The 26,757-nt window shown below is 63.3% G+C and carries 21 protein-coding genes and 1 pseudogene; 12 read left to right on the top strand and 10 right to left on the bottom strand.

The annotated features are described in order from the left end of the window. Positions 1–9: 9 nt before the first annotated feature. From V1278_RS25475 to V1278_RS25460, 4 genes are all read left to right on the top strand, one after another. Positions 10–1,176: an acyl-CoA dehydrogenase family protein gene (locus V1278_RS25475; RefSeq protein WP_334382569.1), complete on the top strand. Its 1,167-nt coding sequence runs from the start codon at positions 10–12 to the stop codon at positions 1,174–1,176. Positions 1,177–1,348: 172 nt separating this feature from the next. After that, a complete protein-coding gene (locus V1278_RS25470; protein ID WP_334382568.1) occupies positions 1,349–2,485 on the top strand; it encodes a thiolase family protein in 1,137 nt (378 codons plus the stop codon). Further along, complete coding sequence (locus V1278_RS25465; RefSeq protein WP_334382567.1) at positions 2,482–2,841, top strand: Zn-ribbon domain-containing OB-fold protein; 360 nt, start codon at positions 2,482–2,484, stop codon at positions 2,839–2,841. The genes V1278_RS25470 and V1278_RS25465 overlap by 4 nt, the downstream gene beginning before the upstream one ends. Before the next feature lie 524 nt (positions 2,842–3,365). Beyond that, positions 3,366–3,893 carry a carboxymuconolactone decarboxylase family protein gene (locus V1278_RS25460; RefSeq protein ID WP_213285960.1) on the top strand — a complete coding sequence of 176 codons (528 nt, stop codon included), beginning with the start codon at positions 3,366–3,368 and terminating at the stop codon, positions 3,891–3,893. A gap of 29 nt (positions 3,894–3,922) precedes the next feature. Here V1278_RS25460 and V1278_RS25455 read toward each other — a convergent pair whose 3' ends face one another. After that, positions 3,923–5,179 carry an Hsp70 family protein gene (locus tag V1278_RS25455; RefSeq protein WP_334382566.1) on the bottom strand — a complete coding sequence of 419 codons (1,257 nt, stop codon included), beginning with the start codon at positions 5,177–5,179 and terminating at the stop codon, positions 3,923–3,925. A 225-nt stretch (positions 5,180–5,404) separates the two neighbouring features. Here V1278_RS25455 and V1278_RS25450 point away from each other — a divergent pair, with 225 nt between their 5' ends. Beyond that, the gene (locus V1278_RS25450; protein ID WP_334382565.1) at positions 5,405–7,738 is read left to right on the top strand and encodes a Tex family protein; all 2,334 of its coding nucleotides are present in this window, start codon (positions 5,405–5,407) and stop codon (positions 7,736–7,738) included. A gap of 163 nt (positions 7,739–7,901) precedes the next feature. Here V1278_RS25450 and glsA read toward each other — a convergent pair whose 3' ends face one another. The 4 genes and pseudogenes from glsA to V1278_RS25430 form a co-directional block, all read right to left on the bottom strand. Then, positions 7,902–9,761, bottom strand: a complete 1,860-nt coding sequence (gene glsA, locus V1278_RS25445; protein WP_334382564.1) for a glutaminase A — start codon at positions 9,759–9,761, stop codon at positions 7,902–7,904. A gap of 22 nt (positions 9,762–9,783) precedes the next feature. Continuing rightward, positions 9,784–11,848, bottom strand: a pseudogene (locus tag V1278_RS25440) (TRAP transporter permease). Between the two features lie 50 nt (positions 11,849–11,898). Beyond that, positions 11,899–13,062, bottom strand: a complete 1,164-nt coding sequence (locus V1278_RS25435; RefSeq protein WP_334368316.1) for a TAXI family TRAP transporter solute-binding subunit — start codon at positions 13,060–13,062, stop codon at positions 11,899–11,901. A gap of 161 nt (positions 13,063–13,223) precedes the next feature. Next, the gene (locus tag V1278_RS25430) at positions 13,224–13,445 is read right to left on the bottom strand and encodes an acetyl-CoA carboxylase biotin carboxyl carrier protein subunit (RefSeq protein ID WP_334382563.1); all 222 of its coding nucleotides are present in this window, start codon (positions 13,443–13,445) and stop codon (positions 13,224–13,226) included. A gap of 140 nt (positions 13,446–13,585) precedes the next feature. Between V1278_RS25430 and V1278_RS25425 the strand changes: the two genes are divergently transcribed. Both V1278_RS25425 and V1278_RS25420 read left to right on the top strand, forming a co-directional pair. Further along, positions 13,586–14,563, top strand: coding sequence for an IclR family transcriptional regulator (locus V1278_RS25425; protein WP_334382562.1), 978 nt, complete (start codon positions 13,586–13,588; stop codon positions 14,561–14,563). Next, the gene (locus tag V1278_RS25420; protein WP_334382561.1) at positions 14,493–16,052 is read left to right on the top strand and encodes an acyl-CoA carboxylase subunit beta; all 1,560 of its coding nucleotides are present in this window, start codon (positions 14,493–14,495) and stop codon (positions 16,050–16,052) included. The genes V1278_RS25425 and V1278_RS25420 overlap by 71 nt, the downstream gene beginning before the upstream one ends. 115 nt (positions 16,053–16,167) lie before the next feature. Here V1278_RS25420 and V1278_RS25415 read toward each other — a convergent pair whose 3' ends face one another. From V1278_RS25415 to V1278_RS25400, 4 genes are all read right to left on the bottom strand, one after another. Beyond that, complete coding sequence (locus V1278_RS25415; RefSeq protein ID WP_334382560.1) at positions 16,168–17,448, bottom strand: MFS transporter; 1,281 nt, start codon at positions 17,446–17,448, stop codon at positions 16,168–16,170. A gap of 251 nt (positions 17,449–17,699) precedes the next feature. Beyond that, a complete protein-coding gene (locus V1278_RS25410) occupies positions 17,700–17,885 on the bottom strand; it encodes a hypothetical protein (protein ID WP_334382559.1) in 186 nt (61 codons plus the stop codon). Beyond that, positions 17,882–19,573 (bottom strand): FAD-dependent monooxygenase, encoded by a 1,692-nt coding sequence (locus V1278_RS25405; protein WP_334382558.1) that lies wholly within the window; start codon positions 19,571–19,573, stop codon positions 17,882–17,884. The genes V1278_RS25410 and V1278_RS25405 overlap by 4 nt, the downstream gene beginning before the upstream one ends. 12 nt (positions 19,574–19,585) lie before the next feature. After that, positions 19,586–20,356, bottom strand: coding sequence for an enoyl-CoA hydratase (locus V1278_RS25400; RefSeq protein WP_334382557.1), 771 nt, complete (start codon positions 20,354–20,356; stop codon positions 19,586–19,588). 135 nt (positions 20,357–20,491) lie between these two features. Between V1278_RS25400 and V1278_RS25395 the strand changes: the two genes are divergently transcribed. After that, a complete protein-coding gene (locus V1278_RS25395; protein ID WP_334382556.1) occupies positions 20,492–21,028 on the top strand; it encodes a PaaI family thioesterase in 537 nt (178 codons plus the stop codon). A gap of 62 nt (positions 21,029–21,090) precedes the next feature. Then, entirely contained in the window at positions 21,091–21,705 is a 615-nt protein-coding gene (locus V1278_RS25390; protein ID WP_334382555.1) for a TetR/AcrR family transcriptional regulator, read from the top strand. A 149-nt stretch (positions 21,706–21,854) separates the two neighbouring features. Here V1278_RS25390 and V1278_RS25385 read toward each other — a convergent pair whose 3' ends face one another. Further along, positions 21,855–22,769 carry a LysR family transcriptional regulator gene (locus V1278_RS25385; RefSeq protein WP_334382554.1) on the bottom strand — a complete coding sequence of 305 codons (915 nt, stop codon included), beginning with the start codon at positions 22,767–22,769 and terminating at the stop codon, positions 21,855–21,857. A gap of 103 nt (positions 22,770–22,872) precedes the next feature. Between V1278_RS25385 and V1278_RS25380 the strand changes: the two genes are divergently transcribed. The 3 genes from V1278_RS25380 to V1278_RS25370 all read left to right on the top strand — a co-directional run bounded on the left by V1278_RS25380 (position 22,873) and on the right by V1278_RS25370 (position 26,740). Continuing rightward, complete coding sequence (locus tag V1278_RS25380; protein ID WP_334368328.1) at positions 22,873–24,369, top strand: CoA-acylating methylmalonate-semialdehyde dehydrogenase; 1,497 nt, start codon at positions 22,873–22,875, stop codon at positions 24,367–24,369. Between the two features lie 155 nt (positions 24,370–24,524). Next, complete coding sequence (locus V1278_RS25375; protein WP_334382553.1) at positions 24,525–25,670, top strand: isobutyryl-CoA dehydrogenase; 1,146 nt, start codon at positions 24,525–24,527, stop codon at positions 25,668–25,670. Next, positions 25,667–26,740 (top strand): enoyl-CoA hydratase/isomerase family protein, encoded by a 1,074-nt coding sequence (locus V1278_RS25370; protein ID WP_334382552.1) that lies wholly within the window; start codon positions 25,667–25,669, stop codon positions 26,738–26,740. Before V1278_RS25375 ends, V1278_RS25370 begins: the two co-directional genes overlap by 4 nt. Positions 26,741–26,757 lie beyond the last annotated feature (17 nt).

Raw genomic sequence — 26,757 nt, 5'->3', positions numbered from 1 at the left:
GACGGACACATGGATTTCGCGCTATCCGCCAACCAGGAATCGATCCGCGACGCGGTCGGCAAAATCTGTTCGCGCTTCGACGATGCCTATTGGCTGAAGAAGGACAAGGAAGGCGGCTACCCCGCCGACTTCCACCGCGCGCTGGCGGATGCCGGCTGGCTCGGCATCTGTATCCCTGAGGAATATGGCGGGTCGGGGTTAGGCATCACTGACGCTGCAATCATGATGCGGACGATTGCGGAATCCGGGGCCGGCATGTCGGGTGCGTCCGCCGTGCACATGAACGTGTTCGGGCTCAATCCCGTCGTCGTGTTCGGCACTAAGGAGCAATGTACGCGCATGCTGCCGCCGATCATCGACGGCCGCGACAAGTCCTGCTTCGCGGTGACCGAGCCCAACACCGGGCTCAACACCACGCAGTTGAAAACCCGTGCGGTGCGCAAGGGCGACAAGTATGTCGTCAACGGCCAGAAGGTCTGGATTTCAACGGCACAAGTCGCCAACAAGATCCTGCTGCTGGCGCGCACCACGCCGCTGGAAGAGGTGAAGAACCCGACCCACGGTTTAAGCCTGTTCTATACGGATTTCGACAAGCAGCGCGTCACCGTGCACGAGATCGAAAAGATGGGCCGCAAGCCTGTCGATTCCAACGAACTGTTCTTCGAGAATTTTGAAATTCCGGTCGATGACCGCCTCGGCGAGGAAGGCCGTGGCTTCGAATATATCCTGCACGGCATGAACCCCGAGCGCATCCTGATCGCGGCGGAAGCGGTGGGCCTGGGGCAGGTCGCGCTGTCGCGGGCCGCGGCCTATGCGAAGAACCGTATCGTGTTCAATCGTCCGATCGGCATGAACCAGGGCATCCAGCACCCCTTAGCGAAGAACTGGATGGAACTGGAGGCCGCGTGGCTGATGGTGCTCTCGGCCGGCTGGCAATACGACCAGGGCATGCAGTGCGGTCCGGCCGCCAACGCCGCGAAATATCTCGCCGCCGAAGCCGGCTTCCACGCCTGCGAGCAGGCGGTGATGACCCACGGCGGTTTCGGTTACGCCAAGGAATATCACGTCGAGCGCTATTTGCGGGAATCCCTGATCCCGCGCATCGCGCCGATCAGCCCGCAGCTCATTCTCAGTTTTATTGCCGAGAAGGTGCTGGGGCTGCCGAAGTCGTATTGAGGACGACATCATGCCGTCATTGCGAGGAGCTCGCGACAAAATTGCAGAGCAATTTTGCGCCGAAGCGACGAAGCAATCCATCTATCCCCGCACGGAGAAGTGGATTGCTTCGCTTCGCTCGCAATGACGATCTATGCATGCCGAGCGCGTTGCGTTCGAGCGGGGTGACAGGATGAGCTTCATCACCGGCGTCGGACTGACGTCCTATGGCAAGCACGAAGGCTCGTCCTCGCTCGATCTCATGAGCCAGGCGGCCGAGCTTGCCATTGCCGACGCCGGGCTGAAGCGATCCGAGCTCGACGGCATTCTTTGTGGCTACTCGACAGTGTCGCCGCATATCATGCTCGCAACCGTGTTCGCCGAGCATTTTGGAATCCAGCCATCCTACGCACATGCCGTGCAGGTCGGCGGCGCCACCGGCCTCGCCATGACCATGCTGGCGCACCATCTGGTCGATGCTGGTGTCGCAAGGCACATGCTTGTGGTCGGCGGCGAAAACCGTCTCACCGGCCAGAGCCGCGATGCCTCGATCCAGGCGCTGGCGCAGGTCGGCCACCCCGATTACGAGGTGCCGCTGGGGCCGACCATCCCGGCCTATTACGGCCTCGTCGCCTCGCGCTACATGCACGAATACGGCGTCACCGAGGAAGATCTCGCCGAGTTCGCGGTTCTGATGCGCGCCAACGCCCTGACCCATCCCGGTGCCCAGTTCCACGAACAAATCACCGTGGCCGACGTAATGGCCTCAAAGCCGGTGGCGATGCCGCTGAAGTTGCTGGATTGCTGCCCGGTGTCGGATGGCGGCGCGGCGTTCGTCGTCAGCCGCGAGCGCACCGGCTCGACCGGCATTCGCGTGCGTGGCTGCGCGCAGGCGCATACCCATCAGCACGTCACGGCCATGCCCGCTCTAAGCGAACTCGGTGCCGAAATCGCTGTCGCCAAGGCCAAGGCCGCGTCCGGTCTCGCGATCTCGGACGTGCGTTACGCCGCGGTCTACGACAGCTTCACCATCACGCTGGCGATGCTGCTGGAGGATCTCGGCCTTGCCCGGCGCGGCGAGGCGGCCGCGCGGGTGCGGGCAGGGCATTTTGGCCGCAACGGCGCCATGCCGCTCAATACCCATGGCGGTCTCTTGAGCTACGGCCATTGCGGCGTCGGTGGCGCGATGGCCCATCTCGTCGAGACGCATCTGCAGATGACCGGGCGTGCCGGCCCCCGGCAGGTTCGCGATGCCTCGATCGCGCTGTTGCATGGCGATGGCGGCGTGCTGTCGTCACACGTCAGCATGTTCCTGGAGCGGGTGCGATGAGCGAAAAACTCGCCGACTGGACCAAGGGCGCCGAGGCCATCGTCTATCAATCCTGCGGCGCTTGCGGGAAGGCGCAGTATTTTCACCGCAGCTTCTGCGCCGCCTGTGGCGCACCTGATCCGGTCGAGAAGCGCGCCAGCGGGAGAGCGATGGTCTATGCGACGTCGCTGGTCTGCCGCGCCGCGACGCCGGAAACCCGCGCCCACGTTCCCTACAATATCGTGCTGGTCGATGCGGCCGAGGGCTTTCGCATGATGGCCCATGGCGCCAATGATCTTGCGATCGGCGACAAAGTTACGGCGAGCTATCGGCTGTTTGCGGGAAGGTTGGTCCCGTATTTCGAGAAAACGAGGTGACTGTCAGGCGCAATGCTCACGCAACGAAGCAACCCAGAATTACGCGGAACGGGTGAAAAATCTGAGTGCTTCGACGCGTCAACATTCAGTGCCAGTAGAACACAACGCTGGCGATGACGAGCATCGCTGTTACCGCCAGCATCTGCGCAAGCGCTTCCGAGGCCGCCTTCCTGGTGGCTTCCTTCATGCCTAACTCCCTAGACTTGGGCATGAGTCATCCTTGCCCGTGAAGGCCTGATGAGCTCAGTCTGGTTTTACTCGGAACACCCCGCGACGAGTATTCGCTCTTTTGAGTCCCCACTCAGCGAATATCGACAGTCCCGAGAATCGACCAGCATTGAGGCGGCAATTTGGCTCGCTCGCAGCCGGTTTGTGCACGAGAAAGGGAGTTTTTTGGAGCGTGTTTGACGGCTTGAGCGTAGGCCCCACTTGCGACCGCAACGTTTCGACGGTTGATCGGCTCCCTGCTGCAGTGCATGATCTCTCTGTCAGCAAATCAGAAAATCCAAAGCCCAAGGTGACGAATGGCCCGCATCGAATATAGCGATCCTGCCAAGCACAACGATCGCACCCGCGAACTGCTCGGCAAAAACCGCAATGCGAACATCTTCCGGATGATGGCGCACTCGCCGAGCTACCTCGAACAATACTGCCGGCTGGGCGGGGCCATCAGGCACAAGGGCGAACTGGACCCGATCGTGCGCGAGCTCGCCATCACCCGCACCGGCATCCTGTGCGAGGCGCCTTACGAGATCGTCGCCCATAAGCGAATTGGGAAGAACGTCGGCGTGACCGACGAGCAGAACGAGGCGCTGGAAAACTGGGAAGCGGCGACCTGCTTCAACGACGTGCAGCGCGCCGCGCTCGCCTTCACCGACGAGATCGTTAGGCGTCACAAGCCGACGGACGCAACTTTCAACGCGATTGCCGCCAAGCTGACGCCGGCCGCATTGGTCGAACTGCAGCTTTCGGTCGGCTTCTACATCATGACGTCGAAGTTTCTGGAAACCTTTGCCATCGACATGCAGCCGGTGACGGAAGTGGTGGGGTGAGCAGCGGCTGGGTCCGCGAACCGCTGATCTCAATTCGCAGGGCCGTATCGCCGTAGCGCCTCCAGCGTCAGTCCCTTGCCGACGGCGCCAAAGATGTCGCCTTCGACGACGCGGGCCGACGGCACGGCTTGGGTGATCGCCTTGTGGACATGGGCGAGTTTTACCGAGCCGCCGGTCAGGAACACGGAGTCGATGTCTTCAGCGGCCAGTCCCGCCTGAACGAAGCAGTTCCTGATGCGCGCCGCGATGCGGTCGGCCAACTGCCTGGTATGGCTGACGAGATCGGAGCGGCCGATGTTGGCACTGAGCCCGGGGACAACCCACTCCAGCGGAATGTCCGCCCGCTGCTTCTCGGACAGGGCGATCTTGGCATCCTCGATTTCCATTGCAAGCGTATGGCCGCGCTGCTCGTAGACCACGCGGATCAGCCGGTCGAGAAGTTCCGGCTCGGCCGCCTGCTGCCGTACCTGGCGGATATCAGCCATCACGCGCGGCTCATACATGCGGTTGATGTTCGACCAGGTGGCGAGGTCGTGAAAATAACTCGAGGGCACGTCGAGCCCGGCGCGCTTCATGGCGCTGCGGAATCCGAACAGCGGCATCACCACGCCGAGACTGAGCTGACGGTCGAAATCGGTGCCACCGATGCGGACGCCATCATTGGCGAGAATATCGGCTGTACGATCAGCATTGCCGTGGCGTTCGGGACCCAGCCGCACGATCGAAAAGTCCGATGTGCCGCCGCCGATATCGGCGATCAATGCCAGTTCCTCGGAAGTGATTTGCCGCTCATAGTCCAGCGCCGCCGCGATCGGTTCGAATTGAAACGTGACCTCCTCGAAACCGATCCCCTGCGCAATCGATCGCAGGGTTTGTTCCGCCTTACGATCGGCGTCTGGCGCATTATCGACGAAATGCACGGGACGGCCATGGACGACATGGCGCAGTTGGCGGGCTGTGGCCTGTTCCGCGCGACGTTTGACCGCGCCGAGGTAATAGGCAATCACATCGCGAAAGCTGACCCGCGCTCGGCCCAGCCGGGTGGTTTCCTCGATCAGCGAGGTACCGAGCACGGATTTGAGGCTGCGCATCAGGCGGCCGGCCGTGCCTTCGACATAGGCTTCCATGGCCCTGCGGCCGATCAGAACGCCGCCATCCGCCTCGTAGAAGATCGCGCTGGGAATCGTGCTGTGCGCCGCTTCCAGCGCCATCAGAACCGGCGCCCGGCCTTCCATGGTGCCGAGCGTCGTGTTCGACGTTCCGAAATCAAGACCGCAGATCGACATGGGAGCTCCGGGAGGGAGCGCCCGTTTACACATTACCAGGCCATCAATCCACCCCTATCTCGGCATGTTTTCCCTTGCGAATCCCGCGTGCCGTTGTTGATCGATGGGCCGATCCACAGATCAATTTCTTTCGTGCGGCGGGTTGAAAAATCGATCCGAGATGGTCCATAAGCGGCGTCCCCGCGGCCGGTCCTCCCGCCGCAATCGGCTTTGGAAAGAGGTCGCGTGGCAAATATCAATCGACAGATTGCGCAAGAGCTTGGTGTTCGCGAGGAGCAGATCGCGGCGACGGTCGAACTGCTGGACGGCGGCGCCACGGTGCCGTTCGTGGCGCGCTACCGCAAGGAAATCACCGGCGGGCTCGATGACGCGCAGTTGCGCACGCTGGAGGACCGCCTGACTTACTTGCGCGAGCTCGAAGCGCGTCGGGTGGCGATCCTTGATTCGATCCGCGAGCAGGGCAAGCTCGATGCCGCGCTGGAAGCACAGATTATGGCGGCCGACACCAAGGGCCGCCTGGAAGATATCTACCTGCCCTTCAAGCCGAAGCGCCGCACCAAGGCCGAGATTGCCAAGGAAGCCGGACTCGAGCCGCTGTCCGAGCTGTTGCTGACCCAGCCGCAGAACGACCCAACGGTTGTAGCGGCGGGCTTCGTCGACGCCGAAAAGCAGGTGGCGGACGTCGCAGCCGCCCTCGAAGGCGCCCGCGCCATTCTGGTGGAGCGATTCGCCGAAGACGCCGACCTGATCGGACGGCTGCGCGAGGAGATGTGGACCAGCGCGCTGATGATCTCCACCGTGCGCAAGGGCAAGAAGCTCGAAGGCGAGAAGTTCAAGGACTATTTCGATTTCAACCAGTCGCTGCACAAGCTGCCTTCACACCGCATCCTTGCGCTGTTCCGCGGCGAAAAGGAAGAAATTCTGGAGCTGCAGATGCAGCCCGAGGCGAATGTGCCCGAGGCCGGCGTCCCCAGCGCCTATGAACTGAAGATCATGCAGCGCTTTGGCATCACCGATCAGAAGCGCCCGGGCGACCGCTGGCTGGTGGAGACCGCGCGCTGGGCGTGGCGCACCAAGATCCAGGTGCATCTCAATATCGACTTGCGGATGCGGCTATGGACTTCGGCCGAAACCGAGGGCGTGCGCGTGTTCGCCTCGAATTTGCGCGACCTGCTGCTGGCGGCACCCGCCGGTGCCCGCGTTACCATGGGGCTGGATCCCGGCTACCGCTCCGGCGTCAAGACCGCCATCGTCGATGCGACGGGGAAGGTGGTGGCGACCACGACGATCTATCCGCACGAGCCGCAGCGGCAATGGAATGAAGCACTGGCGACGCTCGGAAAACTCGCGGTCGCGCATCGCGTCGAGCTGATCGCGATCGGCAACGGCACCGCCTCGCGCGAGACAGACAAGTTGGCGACCGAGCTCGTCAAGCTGCTGCCGGATCTCAAGATGTCGAAGATCGTGGTGTCGGAGGCCGGTGCGTCAGTCTACTCCGCCTCGGCCTTTGCGTCGGAAGAGTTGCCGGAGCTCGACGTCACCTTGCGCGGCGCGGTGTCGATCGCGCGGCGCCTGCAGGACCCGCTCGCCGAACTCGTCAAGATCGACCCGAAGGCAATTGGCGTCGGCCAGTATCAGCACGACCTCGGCGAGGCCAAGCTGGCGCGTTCGCTCGATGCCGTGGTCGAAGACTGCGTCAACGCCGTCGGCGTCGATGCCAATACCGCTTCCGCGCCGCTGCTGGCGCGGGTGTCGGGCATCGGTGCGGGGCTCGCGCAAAGCATCGTGCAGCATCGCGACGCCAACGGGCCGTTCAAGTCGCGCAAGGAGCTCAAGGAAGTGCCGCGGCTCGGACCCAAGGCGTTCGAGCAATGCGCCGGCTTCCTGCGCATCAACAATGGCGAAGACCCGCTGGATTCCTCCGGCGTGCATCCCGAAGCCTATCCAGTCGTGCGCCGGATTCTCGCCGCGACCAAGAGCGACATCAAGGCGCTGATCGGCAATGCCGATGTCGTGCGACAGTTGAAGCCGCAGGCCTTTGTCGACGAAACCTTCGGCCTGCCGACGGTCACTGACATCCTGCGCGAATTGGAAAAGCCCGGCCGCGACCCGCGCCCGGCATTCAAGGCCGCGGTGTTCAAGGAGGGTGTCGAGGAGATCAAGGATCTCAAGCGCGGCATGATCCTGGAAGGCACGGTGACGAACGTTGCGGCGTTCGGCGCCTTCGTCGACATCGGCGTCCACCAGGACGGGTTGGTGCACATCTCGGCGATGTCGAAAAATTTCATCAAGGACCCGCGCGAGGTGGTGAAGCCGGGCGACATCGTCAAGGTCAAGGTGCTGGAAGTCGAGGTTGCCCGCAAGCGCATCGCGCTGACGTTGCGGCTCGACGACGAAATCGGCGACAAGGGCCCCAAGCTGTCGGACAGCAAGATGCGCGAGTATTCCAAGGCGTCGATGACGTCGTCGTCGCCGCGCAAGCCGCAGGAGCAGGGCGGCGCGCTCGCCGAAGCGCTGCGCCGCGCCGCCGAAAAGAACGGGCGGGGCAAAGCGGGGTAGGCACCGTGGCTTCATCCTTCGAGACGCATCGCGTCGCGATGCTCCTCAGGATGAGGTCTGGCAGTGTCGTATCCGGGATACGAATCTAAGACCCTCATGGTGAGGAGCCCGGCAGCGCCGGGCGTCTCGAACCATGCGGCCGTGACCGTGCCCCAAATCTAGTCTACCCCGACGTCAGCAGGTCCAGCTTGGCGTTGGCGAGGATCAGGCGATCGGCCAGCAATTGCGCAAGGTTGCGCATGATGCGCTCGCCGGCGCGCGGATGCTGTTTCCGGAAGCGCTCGAAATCGCTGAGTGAAACTTCATACGCGGTCGCAGCCATGTCGGCCAGCACGTCGGCGGAACGCTGCGGCTCCAGCAGCGCCATTTCGCCAAAGGGCATGCCTGCCGTCAATGTCGCCAGCCTCACGCCGTCGGGCAGGGTGACGTGGACTGCGCCGCTCCGCAAGAAGAACAGCGATGCGGCGAGATCGCCGGCGGAGATGATCTTCTCGCCGGTTTGACAGGTCCGGATTGACGTGCGCGAGGCGAGATCGGTCAATTCCTCCTCCGTCAGCCCCACCAGCAGCGATTGCTCGGAGAGTTCGGTCGCCTCGAAGAAGTCGATGGCGCCGCCGTAGCGATAGACGAGCTGGTCTTCCGCCCATTCGATGGCGGCGTCGAGCAGGTAATAGTTGCGGATATTGGTGAGACCTTCGGTCCATTCCGCAATCGCTTTCCAGTCCGGCGACGAGCGCCTGATGCCGGACAGAACCACCGTGACGTGGTGCGCGGCGAGCTCGCGGAATTCCTCGGCGAGCAGGCGGGCGCCGGCGCGGGTCATGGCGGTGACGCGGCGCAGGTCGAAAATGACCAATTGCGGGCGGGGCCTGGCCGCAAGCTGGCGCGAGACGTAGTCGACGTTGGAAAACGACAGCGTCCCGACCAGCTCGATGACACGGACATCCTGGTGGTGCGCGGCGAGGATGTTCTGCTCCTGCGCGCGCCGCACACGCCGCGAGGGGCTGTTGCCGATGTCGTAATCGGCGATGATGCTGGTCCGCGCGTCGTCGCTGCGATTAAGCATGTGCAGATCGTAATGCGACGACAGCGCCTCGCAGACCTTGATGCCGCGCACGCTGTTGCCGTGCTTGTCGAGTTTTGGCGAATAGCTGCCAAGCCCGAGCCGCGCCGGGAGCGCCGCGAGGATGCCGCCGCCAACTCCGCTCTTGGCGGGGATGCCGATCCGGTAGATCCACTCTCCCGCATAATCGTACATGCCGGAGCTCGTCATCACGGAAAGCGTGCGCGAGATGGCATATGGCGTCATCACCTGCTCGCCGGTCACCGGATTGATGCCGCGGTTGGCCAGCGTCGCTGCCATCACCGCGATATCACGCGCCGTCACCAGGATGGCGCATTGCCGGAAATAGACCTCCAGCACGGCGGCCACGTTCTCCTTGATCACCGCGTTGGTGCGCAGGAGGTAGCCGATCGCGCGGTTGCGGTCGCCGGTCGCGCTTTCGGAAGCATAGACGGCATCGTCGACGTCGAGCTCGCGCCCGGCAAACCGGCCCAACGCCTGTCTGATGTATTCGAATGCCGCATCGCCCTTGGCCTCGTGGATCAGACCGGAGCAGGAGATCGCGCCGGCGTTTACCATCGGGTTGAAGGGATGGTTCTCGGCGTTGAGGCGGATCGAGTTGAAGGGATCGCCCGACGGCTCGACGCCGATGACGCTCTCGACCCGTGCCGCCCCCAAGGTGTCGAGCGCCAGCGCGAACACGAAGGGCTTTGACATCGACTGAATGGTGAAGGGGACCTGCGTGTCGCCGACTTCGTAGACATGGCCGTCGAGCGTGGCGAGGCTGATGCCAAAATGGGCAGGGTCCGCCTTGCCGAGCTCAGGGATGTAGTCGGCGACCGCGCCACTAGTTTCGTCAGCGAATTCGGCGTGGCACGCGCGCAGGAACCGCAGCAAGGGCGGCTTCGAGCTGGTCCAGGTCGCGGGGCCTGCCGTGAACGGAAGAGGCAATGGTTTCATCGCCTCTTCTTGTGCAACGCAATCAGGGTGCGCGCAACTGGTCCGACACCAGAGTCTGGCGCCGTATCAGCACGAGCGCGATCAGAACGGTCGGGATCAGGATCGCCAATCCAAGAGAGGTGATCTGCCATTGTGAGAGCGGCATGATCCCACCGCCCGGCGTCGCCACCACGAAGCCACCAATTACGAACAACATCCGCAGCGGCCATTCCAACGCGCCGGCGGCTCTGAGATCGCCGACAAAGACCTGATAGCCCTGAATGCCGCCGCAGATGAACAGCGTGCCGAAGCCTGCCAGCGCCATCAGTCCGAGCCCTTCGAGATACGGGCTTGGTCCCTGCAGCACCAGTGCCGGGTTCAACACGAAGAAGAACGGGATGAAATAGATGATGCTGCCGACCCACATCGATTCCCACCCCGTCTTCATTGCTGGCGAGCCGGCGATGCCGGCCGCGGCAAAGGAGGCGATGGCGACCGGCGGCGTGATCGAGGACAGCATACCCCAATAGAAGATGAACATGTGCACGGCCATGCGGTTGAGGCCGAGTTTTTCCAGCGCAGGCGCCACCAGGATGGCGAGGAAGATATAGCAGGCCGTCGTCGTCAGCCCGAGCCCGAGCACGAGGCTGGTGAAGGCGCACATCACGAGCAGCAGGAGCGCGTTGTCGCCGGCGATCCGCAACAGGTCGTTGGCGAGGCTCGAGACCACGCCGGTCATCGAGAACGCGCCGATCAAGAGCCCGCATCCGGCAAGGATGCCGACCAACTCGACGAATGTGCGGCCGTTGACCTCAAGGAACTTGCTGATCGTCGCAAGCGTCCAGCGGGTTTCCTTGGAGAAGAGCTGGTTCAGCACCAAAAGAAGCGCAGTGGCGTAGAACGGTGCGTGGCTCTCACGCTTGAAGTAGAGCAGCATCACGATCAGCAGCGCGATGACGAAAACGTAGTACCAGCCGTCCTTGATCGTGTCCCATACCTTCGGCAGCTCGGCGCGCGGAATGCCCTTCAACCCGTGGCGGGCGGCATAGGAATCGACCTGCATGAAGAGGCCGATGTAGTAGAGGGTCGCCGGAATGATCGCAGCAAGCGCGACGTCCGCGTAGCTGACGTTGAGGAACTGCGCGATGACGAACGCGGTCGCGCCCATCACCGGCGGTGCCAGCACGGCGCCGGTCGAGGCGCAGGCCTCGATCGCAGCGGCATAGGAGGCGCGGAAGCCGCTCTTCTTCATGACGGGAATGGTCATGGTGCCGGCGGTCAGCACGTTGGAGATGATCGAGCCCGACATCATGCCGAGCAGGCCGCTAGCAAAGATGCAAACCTTGGCGGCGCCGCCGCGGAAGGTGCCGCACATCGCAAACGACAGGTTGATGAAGAATTTCCCGGCGCCCGTCATCATCAGCGCCGTGCCGAACACCAGAAAGCCGATCACGGTATCGGCAAAGGCCTGGATCGGGATGCCGAGCAGGCTTTCGCCCGAAAGCACGTGATACGCCGTCGCTTGTTCGAGTGTCGATTGGGTGCCGCGAAACGGCCCCAGCCACGTCGCGTCGGCGAAGAGGGGATACACCGTAAATGGCAGCACGCTCAGCAGCAGGCTCCAGCCGCCGGTGCGCCGCAACGCTTCCATCAGCACGACCCACATGATGACGCCGGCGACGATCACGTAGGTAGGCGCGCCGCCGAATTCCCAACCGGCTTCTGCCGCCTTGCGGACGCTGCGCATCAGGAGGATTGCACAGGCGAAACTGGCGACAAACAGCAGGATGTCATACCAGGGGAATTCGATCGAGCGGCGCGCTCCCGGTCCCCGGAAAGATCAGGAACGTGAACGGCAGCATCAGCGCGATCAGGAGATAGAAATACTCGGTGTTGAGCTGGGTGTAGCCGAGGAAGAAGCGCAGGGAGAATTGCTGGTTGATACACAGCAGGATGGTTACCGCGGTTGCAACCACCAGCGTCCAGCGCCACGCCCCGCGCAATGTCCGCACCCGCGTGACTTCGGCTTCCTGCATGTTGGCATGCGGGTCGTCGAACTCAATTCGTTTTGCAGACGCGGCTACGCTATCACTCGCAGCAGGTGACATCATTCCCCCTAGACGGTATTCGCCTTAGACCCCAGGCGAGTGAGGCAGCGCTATTCAAAGCCGTTGGGCATGTTCGCCTTTGCCAGCGCCGCGGCGCGCGCCTTCATCCAGCCTTCGAGAAACGCCTTGTCATCCGATGGCGGGCTGGACTTGCCGTAGTCCGTCCATGCGGCGGCCAGCACTTGCTGGCGCTTCAGCAATTCCTTGTTGTAGGCTTCCTGCGCGTCGGTCCATTGACCGGCTTCCTTCAGCGCCCTGGCGGCGCCCGGATGCACCGGAACCACCCAGTTCTTGGTCTGGCGGTCGGCCGCAAGACCGGCCGCGCCCGGCGCGGAATCCTTATAGGCGTCGTAACCCGTGATCATCGCCTTGGTGATGGCATAGACCTCGTCGGCGGGCAGCGTCCCGTATGCCATGAAAATCGGGTAGGGATAGTTGCCGAGCTCGATCGGCTTGTCCTTGGAGATGCCGGCGCCGCAGGTCGCGACGTGCGGGAAGAAGAACGAGCCGACCTTTTTCACGCGCTCCCAGCCGGCCTTGTCGTTATGAGGCAAGGGCGGCCAGATGATGCCGCGCGGTGATGTCTCGAGTTCCTTCGCCGGGCCGGTGATGGTGGTGGCGAAAGCAGCGTCGACGTCGTTGTTGATCATACCCTTCCACATTGCGCCGTAGCTCGAGAACTCGACGACCTTGACGTCGCTTTGCTTGAGGTCGCCGAAAGCCAGGATGGCGAGCGCGTTCTGGTTCAGCGCCGGCGAACCAACCACAAAGCCCACGCGCTTGCCCTTGAGCTGCTTGATCTCGGTCACACCGGAATCCTTGGCGACGCCGAGCGTGGCGGCGTTGCAATCGACCGTGGACAGCACGAGCTGCAGCGGCTGGGGGCCCCATTCCTTGGTACCGAACTCGAACACGCCTTCCTGGGCGAAATAGGTGCCGGAACCCATCGCGGACATGGCCGCGCGCTTGGCGCGCAGCGGTGCCAGTCGCGCCACGTCATTGCCGGCGGGCAGCACGCGAACATCGGTGCCGTATTTGTCCTTCATCATCTTGCCGACGCCGACGGCGATGTTGAAGCCCGCGGTGCCGGTGTCATAGGCGGTGACCACCATGGTCGGCGGCAGTTTGACGTCTTCCGCATGAGCCGCCGGCAAGGTCAGCCATGAGATGCCTGCAAGGGCGAGTGGCGCGAGCGCCTTCAAGCGGTAGATCATAATTTTCCCCTCAGATTGTTTCGCTATGCGAAAATTCTCTCGTTAGCGTCGATCATGTCATCGGCGGCTGGCGATGGCAACGTCACGTGCGTACACGTCAATACCAGAGCTGGACAGATTGTCGCGGAACTCGTTCCAAAAAAGTTTATGCCGTGATCCGGTTAAGCTTCGATGATCGCGACAACCTGTCCTTCGGCGATAACGTCGTCGAGTTTGACCAGGATGGCCTTGATCTTTCCGGCCGTCGTCGACGTGACCGGAATTTCCATCTTCATGGCTTCGACGAAAGCGATCTCGTCGCCGTCGCCGACATTGCCACTAGTTGCGACGGGAAGCGCGCACACGCGTCCGGCGACTTCGGTGACAATCTTGATCTCTGGCATTTCCGCTCTCCCGGGACCGTCTGACGGACAGGCTGTCCTCGTGAACGGCTTTTTGTTGTGGCCGCAGATTGCCTGAGGTAGTTTGTTCTGCAAGTGGAATTTTGTTCCGCAGGGCGGAATTAGGCCATGGAGCCATAACAATGGGAAGACGCTCGGAAAGGCTTAGCAAACAGGGAATGCTCGCCAGCGATCTGGCGGGCGAGGGTGACGTGATCCAGGTGGTGTCGCGGGCGTTCGACGTCTTGCGCTGCTTCGAGGGTCATGAAGCGAGACTAGGCAATCTGGAAATTTCCAGCCGCTGTGGTCTGCCGCGGTCGACGGTATCGCGGCTCACTCACACGCTGACGCGGATGGGCCAACTCGTCTATCTACCGCGCGACCAGAAATACCGCATCGGTCCAAGCGCGGTGGCGATGAGCACCTCGATGATGAAGGGGTTGCAGCTTCGCAATCTGATCAGGCTGCGTCTGCAGGACGTCGCCGATCAATTGCCAGGCACCGTCGGCTTCGTGATTCCCGATCGCTATCACCTCGTCTATCTCGAATTCGCGCGCGCGGCGAACGCGCTCGGCCTGCACGAAGGCACCGGCAGCCGCATCTCGATGACGAGCACCGCGGCCGGCTTTGCCTACACCGCAGCGCTCGACACCGACGTCGGCGATGCCCTGATCGCCGAAATGGAGCGCGAGATCCCGGAAAATGCGGCGCAGTTGAAGCCGCGCATCGAAGACAACCGCCGCCACCTGCGCGAACAGGGCTATGTCGTGGGCTGCGGCACCTGGAGCCCGCATATCAACGGGTGCGCGGTGCCGGTGTGGTCGCCGCAATATCAAACCTTTGTCGTCGTGACGATCGGCCTTCTCGCCGCGATGTTCGACGAGGAGCGGTTGCACCGGGAAGTGGCGCCGCAGATGCTCGAACTCGGCGTCGCGATCGGCGGCCTGCTGGAAGGCGCCGAGGGCGACATCTTCGCCAACCGGATCGAAAGAAAGCCGCTTCCGGTGCCGGCCCATAATAACAACAAGATCATCAAGACGGAGGATACGAATGAACTGGAAGCCGGAGCTCGACGAGCTCGCTCGGCGCGAAGCGTTCGCGCGCGAGATGGGAGGCGTTGACAAGGTCAAGCGCCAGCATGACCAGGGCCGGCTCACGGTTCGTGAGCGCATCGACAAACTGATCGACAAGAATTCCTTCCATGAGATCGGCGCGATTTCCGGCATCGCCGAATACGACGAAAACAGCGAACTCAGGCACCTGACGCCGGCAAACTGCGTGTTCGGCCGCGGCAGGGTCGACGGCCGGACCGTGGTTGTCGTCGGCGACGATTTCACCGTGCGCGGCGGCTCGGCCGACGCCTCGATCTCGGCCAAGCCGCTGATGGCCGAGGAGATGGCGCACGATTTTCGCCTGCCGATCATCCGCGTCATCGAAGGCTCGGGCGGCGGTGGCTCGGTGAAGACGATCGAGACGCGTGGCGCTGCGAATCTGCCCGGCGGGGTCGGCGGCACGCGCTGGTATTGGTTCACGACGGCGAACATGGCGCGGGTGCCCGTGGTCGCGCTCGGGCTTGGTTCGGTCGCGGGCCTTGGCGCGGCGCGGCTTGCCGCTAGCCATTATTCCGTCATGACCCGAAATTCCGCGATGTTCGTCGCAGGCCCGCCGGTCGTAAAACGCCTCGGCCAGGACCTGACGAAGCAGGAGCTTGGCGGCGCCGAGATCCAGACCCGCGCCGGCGGCGTCGATGATGCCGTCGATACCGAGGAAGAGGCGTTCGAACGCGCCAGGCGTTTTCTGTCCTATCTGCCGTCCTCGGTATACGACCTGCCGCCGACCACGGCCTGCAGCGACGATCCCGAACGCGCGGAAGAATCGCTGTTGAACGCGGTGCCGCGCAATCGCCGCCAGGTCTACAAGATGCGCCCGATCATCGACGCCGTTGTCGACAAGGGCTCGTTCTTCGAAGTGAACGCCAATTTCGGTCGCCCGATCGTCACGGGCCTTGCCCGGTTCGAGGGCCGCGCGGTGCTGCTGCTCGCCAGCGATCCTTTCCACTATGGCGGGTCGTGGACGGCGGAAGCCTGCCAGAAGGTGGTGCGCTGGGTCGATTTCGCCGAGACTTTCCATCTGCCGGTGGTTTATCTAATGGATTGCCCGGGCTTCATGATCGGGCTCGAGGCCGAGAAGTCGGCGACGATCCGCCACGGCGTGCGGGCGATGGCGGCGGTCAACCAGTCGACCGTGCCCTGGTGCACCATCATCGTGCGCAACGCGTTCGGCGTCGCCGGCGTCGTGCACCAGCCGGCCAACCGCTATTCGATGCGCTATGCCTGGCCGTCGGCCTATTGGGGCTCGTTGCCGCTCGAAGGCGGCATCGAGGCCGCCTACCGCGCCGATATCGACGGGTCGGATGATCCGGCTGCAAAGCTGAAAGAGATCGAGGACCGCCTCAACAAGCTGCGCTCGCCGTTCCGCTCTGCCGAGAAATTCTGGGTCGAGGAGGTGATCGACCCGCGCAAGACGCGTTCGCTGCTGTGCGAGTTCGCGCGACTCGCCGAACCGATCCGCACCGTCGGCCCGCCGAGCAACATGTCGACGCGGCCGTAGGTTGCCAAGGGCGCAGGAATCGTAGGTGGGCAAAGCGAAGCGTGCCCACCATTCACGATCGTGGTCGCGGATGGTGGGCACGGCGCAAGCGCCTTTGCCCACCATACAGCAGTTGTTACACCCTCACAGGCTTCGGCCGCGAGATCGCGAGCACAATCAGCGCCGCCACCACGCAGAGCGCGCCGGCAACGAAGAACGCCGGCAGGTAGGTCTGCAGCACCGTCCGCGACAGGCCCGCACCGAAGGCGGCTACGCCGGCTCCGAGTTGATGACCGGCAAAAATCCAGCCAAACACCAAATTGGCGCGTTCGGGGCCGAACCGCTGGGTGGTGAGCCGCACCGTCGGCGGCACGGTTGCGATCCAGTCGAGCCCGTAGAACATCGCAAACAGCGAAAGGCCGTAGAGCGTAAAATCGGAGAACGGCAGGAACAGCAGCGACAGGCCGCGGAGCCCGTAATACCAGAACAGCAGCCAGCGATTGTCGTAGCGGTCCGACAGCCAGCCGGAAGCGATGGTACCGACGAAATCGAATATGCCCATCGCAGCCAGCAGGCTCGCCGCCTGCACCTGCGGGATGCCAAAATCGAGGCACATCGGAATCAGGTGAACCTGGACCAGACCGTTGGTAGAGGCGCCGCAGATGAAGAAGGTGGCGAACAGGATCCAGAACACCCCCGACTTCGAGGCATCGCGCAGCGTGCCGAGCGCCGCCGCCATGATCGGGATGTTGTTTGGGCGAGGGGCCGGCAGCGGCTCGGTGCCTTCGTCGCCGAATGGCCTTAAGCCCACATCGCTCGGCCGGTCACGCATGATCATCAGCACGGCGAAGGCCGCGACGCCGAGCGTCACGCACACCAGGCCCAGCGCGATCCGCCAACCATACGTATCGGTCAGGCTCGCCAGCAGCGGCAGGAAGGCGAGCTGTCCGGTGGCGACGCTCGCGGTGAGAATGCCGACGACGAGACCGCGCCGCGCCACGAACCAGCGTGCAGCAATCGTGGCGCCCAGCACCAGCGCCGTCATGCCGGTGCCGAGCCCGATCACGACGCCCCACAGCAGCATGAGCTGCCAGACCTGTGTCATCGCCAGCGACGCCACCAGGCCGGAGACGACGATCAGCAGCGCCAGCAGCGTCACATTGCGCAGCCCGTAGCGGTTCATGAGCGCTGCGGCAAAGGGCGCCATCAGCCCGAACAGGATGAAGCGGATCGACAGCGCGGAAGAAATCTCCGCCGTCGTCCAGCCAAATTCCTTCTGCAACGGCACGATGAAGACGCCGGGCGCGCCGACCGTGCCGGCGGAGATCAGGCCGGTGAGGAAGGTCACGGCGACCATCACCCAGCCGTAATGGATATTGCGGCGGGCCAGGGCGGCTGAAAGCCAGTTCGAGATCATTGGTCCTCGGGGAATTCCAGTGGGAAGGTCTGCTTAGGTCGGCTTGACGCATTCTGACGTGACGGCATTCTGACTTGAATGTCGTACTTCCCTCATTTCAGGACATGATGACGCCAGGGCAATCCACGCAAGCCGCGATTGAATTATAGGCATAATATTATACGCGGCAAAATCACAACCAGGCAGTCCAATCAAAAATCTCACCATTCGCATGAGAGAAATTGATCGATCGCAGCCCGCGAACCGGCTGGCTATTCCAGTCCGTCGAGGGCGGCCTCGATGGCCTTTTTGAAGGCCGCGATGTCGCCGAGTTCGTGGCCGAGCACGAGCGCAAGCCGGGTCAGGAATAGCGCTTCACGCTCGGGCCCGGCCTGGTCGATCGCTATCGCCAGCGTCTCATAAGCGGTCTCGAAGTCCTCGAACGGCATGGCGCTCATGGCGTCTCGCTTCCCAGGCAAAGGCTTGCGGTTTTCAGGATCTCGTCGGGAGCAGCGGCCTTCCATCGCCCGGCAATGTGCAGGTCGGGCCGCAGCAGATAGAGCGTGCCAGGACTAGCGGCGAACAGGCGGGCGATTTCGCCGTCCTGGTCCGCAATGGCCTTTGTTTCAGAGGCCGAGCCGCGCGACGTAACCAGCACGGCAGCGAAGCGCTTATCGATCCGGCCGAGTTGCGCCAACAGCGCCGCCTGTTCGGCAACCGGCGGCCCCTCGCAGAACAGGATCGCGGTCATGCCGTTGCCGGCGCGGTCCAGCAGGTAGCTGCCGTCGGCCAGTCTCGCGTTCGGCGCGGCGCTGCCGCAACGAGGGCCGCCGGCAAATTCGGTGTCGCGCTCGGCGTAAAGCGTCAGCGGGCTGTCCGAATAGGTGTAGGGCTGCATCTGGCGCGGATTGGCGAGCCCGCGGGGAAATTCGTGCTTCAAACTGAGCGACAAGGCCGCCTCGCGCGCCAGCCGCCAGCCGCGCGTCGGCGGCGTCATGAAACGCGTGCTCTTGGTGGCATTGGCGAAGACGTCGAGCGTGGCGCCGCGCCGCTCCGGCGAAAAGCTGTCGAGCAGCCGCTCATCCGCCTCGCCATGGAGCACGAGCGCCAGCTTCCAGCCGATGTTCTCGGCATCCGCCAGACCATTGTTCAGCCCGCGCACGCCGAAGATCGGCACAATATGAGCGGCATCGCCGATAAAGAAGACGCGGCCGTGCTTGTAATCGTCAAGGCACAAGGTGTTGGCGGAGTAGACGCTCCACCATTCCAGATCCCATGCATTTGTGTGGCCGATATCCGCAAGGATCGCACCGACCCGGGCGCGGAGGTTTTCCTCCTTGAGCGCTTCCTGTTCGTTCTCGCCTTCACGGAGCTGGTAATCTACGCGCCAGATATCGTCCGGCTGCTTGTGGATCAGCACCGTCCCGCCGGGATTGCCGCTTGGTTCGAAAAAAGCCCGGCGCTCAGTCGGAAAATCGTGGTCCATGCGGATGTCCGCGATCACGTAGCGGCCTTCGTAATTGTCGCCCTTCAATCGCAAGCCAAGCATCGACCGGATTGGCGAGCGCGCCCCGTCGGCGGCCAGCACATAGTCGGCATCGAGCCGATAGTCGCCCGCCGGCGATGAAATCCGAACCGAGACACCGTCATTGTGCCGCTCGATGGCCGACAGTTCGCTCTGCCAGCGCATGTCGACCAGATCGCAGGCCGCAACCGCATCATGCAGGAATTTCTCGATGTACTGCTGCTGCAGATTGTACATCGGTAGATATTTTTCGCCCGGCGGTTGCGGCATCTCCAGCCGAAAAATCTGCTCGCCGCGATAGTAGCTGCGACCGAACCGCCAGCCGAGCGCCTTTTCGACGAACGGCCCGACCGCGCCGATCCGCTCCAGGATATGCATGCTCGGCCGCGCAACGCAGATGGCGCGGCTGCCGTCATTAAAAGTGTCCTTGCGGTCGATCAGCACGCTCTTGATCCCGTAGCGCGCCAGCACCAGCGCCGCGGTCATGCCGATCGGGCCGGCGCCAACGATCAGCACCGGATGCCGCGTCGCCTCGCCGTCAAGTTCGGGAACGCGCCGCGCCGCAAAGCGGGGATAGCCGAAATAGAGCGATTCCAGCGGTCCCTTGCCGGCAGGCCTCATGCGTCCCTCCGTCTATTTCTTGCGGTCGAGAAATCCCTGCATCAGCCGCTGCGGCTCTCCGGTCAGGAACGATTGTCCGAATACGCCGACACTTAAGTTGACGGATTCGGTCAACGGCAGTTCCTCCCATTGCCGCAGCAACTCCTTCTGCGAACGCAGCGCTCCGGGCCCGCATTCGAGCAGCGCCTTCACCGTATGCTCGACCGCGGCATCGAGCCCGCCTTCCTTGGCGACCACATCGACCAGGCCCCAGGCGAGCGCGGTGGGCGCGTCGATATTTTCCGCCGTCATGACCAGCCAGCGGGCGCGGCCCCAGCCGATCAGCCGCGGCAGCAGCGCAGCGTGGATCACCGAGGGGATGCCGACGCGCACTTCCGGCATGCCGAATTTGGCATCGTGGGCCGCAATCCGGAAATCGCAGGCGGCGGCGACTTCCAACCCGCCACCGAGGCACCAGCCGGGAAGCCGCGCGATCACCGGCGCCGGAAAGTGGCGCACTGCCTCGCAGAGGTCGCGCAACCGGGTGATGAAGGCTTCAGCGGATTTCTGGTCGAGCTTCGCCATCTCCTTGATATCGGCGCCGCCGATCATGCTCTTCTCGCTCTGGCCGGCGAGGATGACCACGCGAATGGTGTTGTCGCCGGCGAGCCGCTCGAACCCTTCGCGCACGCCGTCGGTGACGGCGGAGGAGAGGATGTTGAGAGGGCCCGCATTGCAGATCGCGAGGCGAACGACGCCTCTGTCGTCGCGGTCGATGCCGCAATGAGGATTGAGCATTTCCATTCTGCTTTTCCGGGCTTGTTCTGGTCGTTGCCATCACTTCCGGGACATTGCGCCGGCTTGTCAAGGGCGGGCGAGGGGCATTGCGCGACCGCTCGCACCGATATAGAATTATGATCGTCATCTAAAGGAGCCGCCATGACTATGACCGAGACTGTCGATCTGTTTTCGTTCGATATGCGCAGGCATCGGGTGGTGGAATGGCAGGCGCCGGGGCCGATTGCCCCGGCGGCATCCGGAATGTCCGGGCTCGAGACCATGTGCGCGATCCGCGACGGCATCCTGCCACCGCCGCCGATGGCGCGGCTGATCGGTTTCGAGATGCGCCTCGCCGAGCCCGGCCGGATCGTGATGGAACTGGATCCGGATGAAAGCCTCGAAAACACCATCGGACTGCTCCACGGCGCGACGGCCGCGGCGCTCCTGGATACTGCCATGGGTTGTGCCATCACCACCATGCAGCCGGCGGGGCAGACCTCCGTCACGCTGGACCTCAAGCTGACCTATCTGCGGCCATTGTCGGTGCGGTCGGGCGCGATCTCGGCGGAAGGCAAAGTGATAAAGGTCGGCCGCCAGACCAGCTATGCCGAAGGCTTCGTCCGCGACCGTGCGGGCAATCTTGCAGTGCACGCGACCGGAACGTTCACGATGATCGGCGTTGAAAAGGCGAATTAGATGCAGCTTTTCCTGCTCATAGCTGTTATTATATGACCAGGGACATTTAATGGGATGCGTTGATGCGTTATTCGAAAGAGCACAAGCAGGAGACCCACGCACGGATCGTGAAAAAAGCCTCGGTGCGGCTTCGCGAAAAGGGCGCGCATGGCATCGGCGTCGCCGACTTGATGAAGGAAGCGGGCCTGACCCACGGCGGCTTCTACGCGCATTTCGATTCCCGCGAGGCGCTCGTCATCGAGGCTTTTGCCTATGCGATGGACCGCTCGGTTGAGCATTGGCGAAAAATCGCCGCTGAAACGCCGCCGGAGAAGCGGTTGTCGACGATCATCGATTCCTACGTCTCGACGGTTCATCGCGACGATCCCGGCCGCGGTTGCGCCGTTACGACGTTAGGTGCCGAGATCGTCCGGGAAAGCGCGAAGACGCGCAAGGCCTTTGCCGCCAAGCTGGAGCAGTTGATCGATGTGATCGCCGACCAGATTCCCGACGTGCCGCGCAAGACGGCCCGCAGGCAGGCGATGGGCACGCTGGCGACGATGATGGGTACGCTGGTGATGTCGCGCGTTGCCGGCAGCGGTGAACTCTCCGACGAAATTCTCGTCGCCGGCCGCGAGGCGGCGCTGACGCGCGCCGAGGCGAAGCCGGCCGCGAAGAAGACGCGGAAGGTGAATTAGGCGGCGGCCTCTCCACGTCGTCCCTGCGCACGCAGGGACCCATACCCTGCGGCCCTTGGAAGCGGCACAAGGGAGACGGCTTTTGTCGTCATTTCACATCGGTGGTTATGGGTCCCTGCGTTCGCAGGGACGACGATGATTTCGTGCCGTCACCGCCCGCTAAACAGCGCGCGCTCGCTTTCCACTGTCTCGTGGATGTAATCGGCCACCGCTCTGATCCGCGCCAGGTCCTTGCTGTCGGCGTGCATCAGCATCCAGAACGTGCGCGAGATCCTGACCTCGGCGGGCAGCACTGCGCGCAGTTCGGCATGCGCCTTCGCCATGAAATGCGGCAGCACCGCAATGCCAAAGCCGGCAATGGTGGCGTTGAGCTGCGCGATCAGATTGGCGCTGCGAAACTTGGCCGAGATCTTCGGCGAAACCTGGGGCAGGTAATCCAGCTCGGGCGTGAACATCAGTTCCTCGATGTAGCCGACGAAGCGATGCCCTGGCAGGTCGCCGCGGGAAGTGATTTTCGGTGCCCGGTCGAGATAGGCCGGCGCGGCATAGAGCCCGAGGCTGTAGTCAAGCAGCTTGCGCCCGACGATCCGGCCCTCCTTTGGCATGGAGAGGCTGATCGCGATGTCGGCCTCGCGCTTCGACAGGCTGAACAGCCGCGCGGTGGCGACGAGCTGCAGGTCGAGATCGGGATACCGCTCGGTGAATTTCAGAAGCCGCGCCGCCAGGAAATGGCTGCCGAACCCGTCGGGGGCGCCGATCCGGACCGTGCCGGTGAGCCGGGCGCGCGATCCGCCGACCGCCTCCTGGTTGGCGACGATGGTGGATTCCATCGCTTCGGCACTGTCGGCCACGCGCTGGCCGGCTTCGGTCAGGAGGTAGCCGGTCTTGCGGCGGTTGAACAGTTTTGCGGAGAGATGGCGTTCCAGCCGGTCGACACGGCGAATGACGGTGGCATGATCGACCGATAGCTGCTTGGCGGCAGCGGAAACCGAGCCGCCGCGCACGATCGCCAGCACGAAACGGAAGTCATCCCAGTCGATCGTCTTGGTGCCTTGATCCAGCATTTCCGCACATCTATGGTGCAATATATCGGACTTGTATCCCAAGAAATGCAGGTCAAAAAGGGGCTCGAAAGCGATCCCAGACGGGACCTTAGGGAGATCATTCATGCGCTCAATCGGACACTTTATCGGCGGCAAAGAGGTCACGGGAACTTCCGGCCGGACGGCCGACGTGTTTGAGCCGATGACCGGCGACGTCCAGGCCAAGGTGGCGCTGGCCTCAAGAGCGGAAGTCCGCGCGGCCGTCGAGAACGCCGCGCTCGCCCAGCCCGAATGGGCCAACACCAATCCGCAGCGCCGCGCGCGGGTGATGATGAAGTTCCTCGAACTGGTGCAGCGCGACTATGACAAGCTCGCTGAATTGCTGGCGCGCGAGCACGGCAAGACCGTTCCCGACGCCAAGGGCGACATCCAGCGCGGCCTCGAAGTCGCGGAATTCGCCTGCGGCATTCCGCATTTGATGAAGGGCGAATACACCGAGGGCGCCGGCCCCGGCATCGACATCTACTCCCTGCGCCAGCCGCTGGGCGTCGTCGCCGGCATCACGCCGTTCAATTTCCCGGCGATGATCCCGATGTGGAAGTTCGCGCCCGCGATCGCCTGCGGCAACGCCTTTATCCTAAAGCCTTCGGAGCGCGATCCCGGCGTGCCGATGCGGCTCGCCGAGCTGATGATGGAAGCGGGGCTGCCGCCCGGCATCCTCAACGTCGTCAACGGCGACAAGGAAGCCGTCGACGCCATTCTCGACGACCCCGATATCAAGGCGATCGGCTTCGTCGGCTCGACGCCGATCGCGCAATACATCTATGAGCGCGCCGCCCAGACCGGCAAGCGCTGCCAGTGCTTTGGCGGCGCTAAGAACCATGCCATCGTGATGCCCGACGCCGACATGGACCAGACGGTCGACGCGCTGATCGGGGCCGGCTACGGCTCGGCCGGCGAGCGCTGCATGGCGGTCTCCGTCGCCGTTCCCGTCGGCAAGACCACCGCTGATCGTCTGATGGAAAAGCTGATCCCGCGCGTGGAGTCGCTCAAGATCGGCACCTCGGTCGATCCGTCCGCCGATTACGGCCCGCTGGTGACGCGCGAAGCGGTCGAAAAGGTGAAGAACTACATCGATATCGGCATCAAGGAAGGCGCCACGCTCGCCGTCGACGGCCGCGGCTTCAAGATGCAGGGCTATGAAAAGGGCTTTTATCTCGGCGGCTCGCTGTTCGACAACGTCACCAAGGATATGCGGATCTACAAGGAAGAGATTTTTGGCCCGGTGCTCTCGGTGGTGCGCGCGCATGACTACAAGGAAGCTCTCGCACTGCCGTCCGAACATGACTACGGCAACGGCGTTGCGATCTTCACCCGCGACGGCGACGCGGCGCGTGACTTTGCGGCACGCGTCAATGTCGGCATGGTCGGCATCAACGTGCCGATCCCGGTGCCGATCGCCTACTACACGTTCGGCGGCTGGAAGAAGTCCGGCTTCGGCGATCTCAATCAGCACGGTCCGGACTCGGTCCGCTTCTACACCAAGACCAAGACGGTGACCTCGCGCTGGCCGTCCGGCGTCAAGGAAGGCGCGGAGTTCTCGATTCCGTTGATGAAGTAGTCTTGTGCTCGGGCGCCGTCATTGCTTGCGACAAACGCGAAGCGTTTGCGCAAGGGAGCGCAGCGACGAAGCAATCCATTCTGTGTTTGCGGCGGGATGGATTGCTTCGCTGCGCTCGCAATGACGATGGGTGAGTTTCAAGGATAACCGGCAAGATGCAATTTGCTCTCAACGAGGATCAGGCCGCGGTTCGCGACATGGCGCGGGCGTTTGCGGCCGAGAAAATCGCGCCGCATGCGCTGCGCTGGGACGAAGAGAAGCATTTTCCTGTTGACGTGATGCGCGAGGCCGCAGGCCTCGGCATGGGCGGCATCTACATCAAGGACGATGTCGGTGGCTCCGCGATGACCCGCTTCGACGCGGCGCTGATCTTCGAGGCGCTGGCGACCGGCTGCCCGACGGTGTCGGCCTTCATCTCGATCCACAACATGGCGTCCTGGATGATCGATGCCTATGGCAATGACAGCCAGCGGCAAAAGTGGTTGCCAAAGCTCTGCACCATGGAGCTGCTGGCAAGCTATTGCCTGACCGAACCGGGCTCCGGCTCGGACGCCGCGGCGCTCCGCACCCGCGCGGTGCGCGACGGCGATCATTATGTGCTCAACGGCCAGAAACAGTTTATCTCCGGTGCCGGTGGCGGCGACCTCTATGTCGTGATGGTGCGGACCGGCGGCGACGGGCCCGGCGGCATCTCGACGCTCGTCATTCCGGCCGAAACGCCCGGTGTCTCGTTCGGCGCCAACGAGCGCAAGATGGGCTGGAACGCGCAGCCCACGCGCGCGGTGATGTTTGAGAACGCCCGCGTGCCGGTCGAGAACCGGCTGGGCAAGGAGGGCATCGGCTTCAAGATCGCGATGGCCGGGCTCGACGGCGGCCGCCTCAATATCGCGGCGTGCTCGCTCGGCGGCGCGCAGAGCGCGCTCGACAAGTCGCTCGCCTACATGAAGGAGCGAAAAGCCTTCGGCAAACGTCTCGATGAATTCCAGGCGCTGCAGTTCCGCCTCGCCGACATGGCGACCGAGCTGGAAGCGGCGCGGACCTTTGTCTGGCGCGCGGCCGCCGCGCTCGACCGCAAGGATCCCGACGCCACCATGCTGTGCGCGATGGCAAAACGTTTTGGCACCGACGTCGGCTTCGAGGTCGCCAACCAGGCGCTGCAACTGCATGGCGGCTACGGCTACTTGAGCGAATACGGCATCGAAAAAATCGTGCGCGACCTGCGCGTGCACCAGATCCTGGAAGGCACCAACGAAATCATGCGGCTGATCGTGTCGCGCAAGCTGATCGAGGGCGCGCGATGACGGATGCGGCCATCGCAGACGGCGACCTGATCGCGCGCAAGGAAGGTTCGGCCGGCATTCTCCGATTGAACCGGCCGAAGGCGATCAATGCTGTGACGTTGGAGATGTTCCACGACATCGACAAGGCGCTCGATGCCTTCGAGGCGGATCCTGATATTGCGGTGATCGTTCTGGAAGGTGCCGGCGAGCGCGGGCTGTGCGCCGGCGGCGACATCCGCGCGCTCTGGGAAAGCTCCAAGGTCAAGGGCGATCTCGGCAAGATCCTGTGGCGGGATGAATACATCCTCAACGCCCGCATCAAGAAGTTCCCAAAACCCTATGTCGCCTTCATGGATGGCATCGTGATGGGCGGCGGCGTCGGGCTGTCGGCGCATTCGAGCCATCGCGTCGTCACCGAGAAGACGAAACTCGCGATGCCCGAGGTCGGCCTCGGCTTCTTCCCTGACGTCGGCGGCACCTGGCTGTTGTCGCATTCGCCGGGCGAGATCGGCACCTATTTTGGATTGACCGGGCAGACCATGAACGGTCCGGATGCCATCCATGCAAGATTTGCCGATGCGGTGGTGCCGTCGGCAAAACTGCCGGCCTTGCGTGAGGCATTGACGAAGGTGGCGTCGGGCACGACGGCGGCTGACATTAGGAAGCTGATCGACGGCTTCTCGACTGGAGAAACGGCCGGGCCGGTCGCCGCGCAGCAGGTGAAGATCGATGCGTTGTTCTCCCACGACCGCATGGAAGACATCATCGCGGCGCTGCAGCGTGATGGCTCGGACTTCGCGCAGGCGACGCTGAAGACGCTGAACGAAAAGTCGCCGCGCGGCATGGTGGTGACGCTCAAGCTGCTGCGGCTGGCGCGCAGCGCGCGCTCGCTGGAGGAATGCCTGGTGCGGGAATATCGCGCCGCGCTGGAAGTGTTCGCGAGCGACGATTTCCGCGAGGGCGTGCGCGCCGCCGTCATCGACAAGGACCGCAATCCAAGATGGTCGCCGCCGAGAATCGAGGACGTGACGCCGGAAATGGTCGCGCCTTATTTCGGCGAGATCGGCGCTGACGAACTCAGATTTCCCTGATCAGAACAAAAAGTTTA

The sequence above is a fragment of the Bradyrhizobium sp. AZCC 1577 genome, from assembly GCF_036924575.1.
Lineage (GTDB): Bacteria > Pseudomonadota > Alphaproteobacteria > Rhizobiales > Xanthobacteraceae > Bradyrhizobium.
Note: the sequence above shows the minus strand (reverse complement) of the source record. Positions and strands in the feature narration are given on the sequence as shown.

Excerpts from the sequence above, each read along its gene's own strand:
- V1278_RS25465 (WP_334382567.1), top strand. The coding sequence starts at position 2,482 with ATGAGCGAAAAACTCGCCGACTGGACCAAGGGCGCCGAGGCCATCGTC.
- V1278_RS25395 (WP_334382556.1), top strand. The coding sequence starts at position 20,492 with ATGACTATGACCGAGACTGTCGATCTGTTTTCGTTCGATATGCGCAGG.
- V1278_RS25390 (WP_334382555.1), top strand. The coding sequence starts at position 21,091 with ATGCGTTATTCGAAAGAGCACAAGCAGGAGACCCACGCACGGATCGTG.
- V1278_RS25405 (WP_334382558.1), bottom strand. The coding sequence starts at position 19,573 with ATGAGGCCTGCCGGCAAGGGACCGCTGGAATCGCTCTATTTCGGCTAT.
- V1278_RS25435 (WP_334368316.1), bottom strand. The coding sequence starts at position 13,062 with ATGATCTACCGCTTGAAGGCGCTCGCGCCACTCGCCCTTGCAGGCATC.
- V1278_RS25425 (WP_334382562.1), top strand. The coding sequence starts at position 13,586 with ATGGGAAGACGCTCGGAAAGGCTTAGCAAACAGGGAATGCTCGCCAGC.
- V1278_RS25460 (WP_213285960.1), top strand. The coding sequence starts at position 3,366 with ATGGCCCGCATCGAATATAGCGATCCTGCCAAGCACAACGATCGCACC.
- V1278_RS25385 (WP_334382554.1), bottom strand. The coding sequence starts at position 22,769 with ATGCTGGATCAAGGCACCAAGACGATCGACTGGGATGACTTCCGTTTC.
- V1278_RS25400 (WP_334382557.1), bottom strand. The coding sequence starts at position 20,356 with ATGGAAATGCTCAATCCTCATTGCGGCATCGACCGCGACGACAGAGGC.
- V1278_RS25475 (WP_334382569.1), top strand. The coding sequence starts at position 10 with ATGGATTTCGCGCTATCCGCCAACCAGGAATCGATCCGCGACGCGGTC.
- V1278_RS25430 (WP_334382563.1), bottom strand. The coding sequence starts at position 13,445 with ATGCCAGAGATCAAGATTGTCACCGAAGTCGCCGGACGCGTGTGCGCG.
- V1278_RS25375 (WP_334382553.1), top strand. The coding sequence starts at position 24,525 with ATGCAATTTGCTCTCAACGAGGATCAGGCCGCGGTTCGCGACATGGCG.
- V1278_RS25380 (WP_334368328.1), top strand. The coding sequence starts at position 22,873 with ATGCGCTCAATCGGACACTTTATCGGCGGCAAAGAGGTCACGGGAACT.
- V1278_RS25370 (WP_334382552.1), top strand. The coding sequence starts at position 25,667 with ATGACGGATGCGGCCATCGCAGACGGCGACCTGATCGCGCGCAAGGAA.
- V1278_RS25455 (WP_334382566.1), bottom strand. The coding sequence starts at position 5,179 with ATGTCGATCTGCGGTCTTGATTTCGGAACGTCGAACACGACGCTCGGC.
- glsA (WP_334382564.1), bottom strand. The coding sequence starts at position 9,761 with ATGAAACCATTGCCTCTTCCGTTCACGGCAGGCCCCGCGACCTGGACC.
- V1278_RS25410 (WP_334382559.1), bottom strand. The coding sequence starts at position 17,885 with ATGAGCGCCATGCCGTTCGAGGACTTCGAGACCGCTTATGAGACGCTG.
- V1278_RS25420 (WP_334382561.1), top strand. The coding sequence starts at position 14,493 with ATGAACTGGAAGCCGGAGCTCGACGAGCTCGCTCGGCGCGAAGCGTTC.
- V1278_RS25470 (WP_334382568.1), top strand. The coding sequence starts at position 1,349 with ATGAGCTTCATCACCGGCGTCGGACTGACGTCCTATGGCAAGCACGAA.
- V1278_RS25415 (WP_334382560.1), bottom strand. The coding sequence starts at position 17,448 with ATGATCTCGAACTGGCTTTCAGCCGCCCTGGCCCGCCGCAATATCCAT.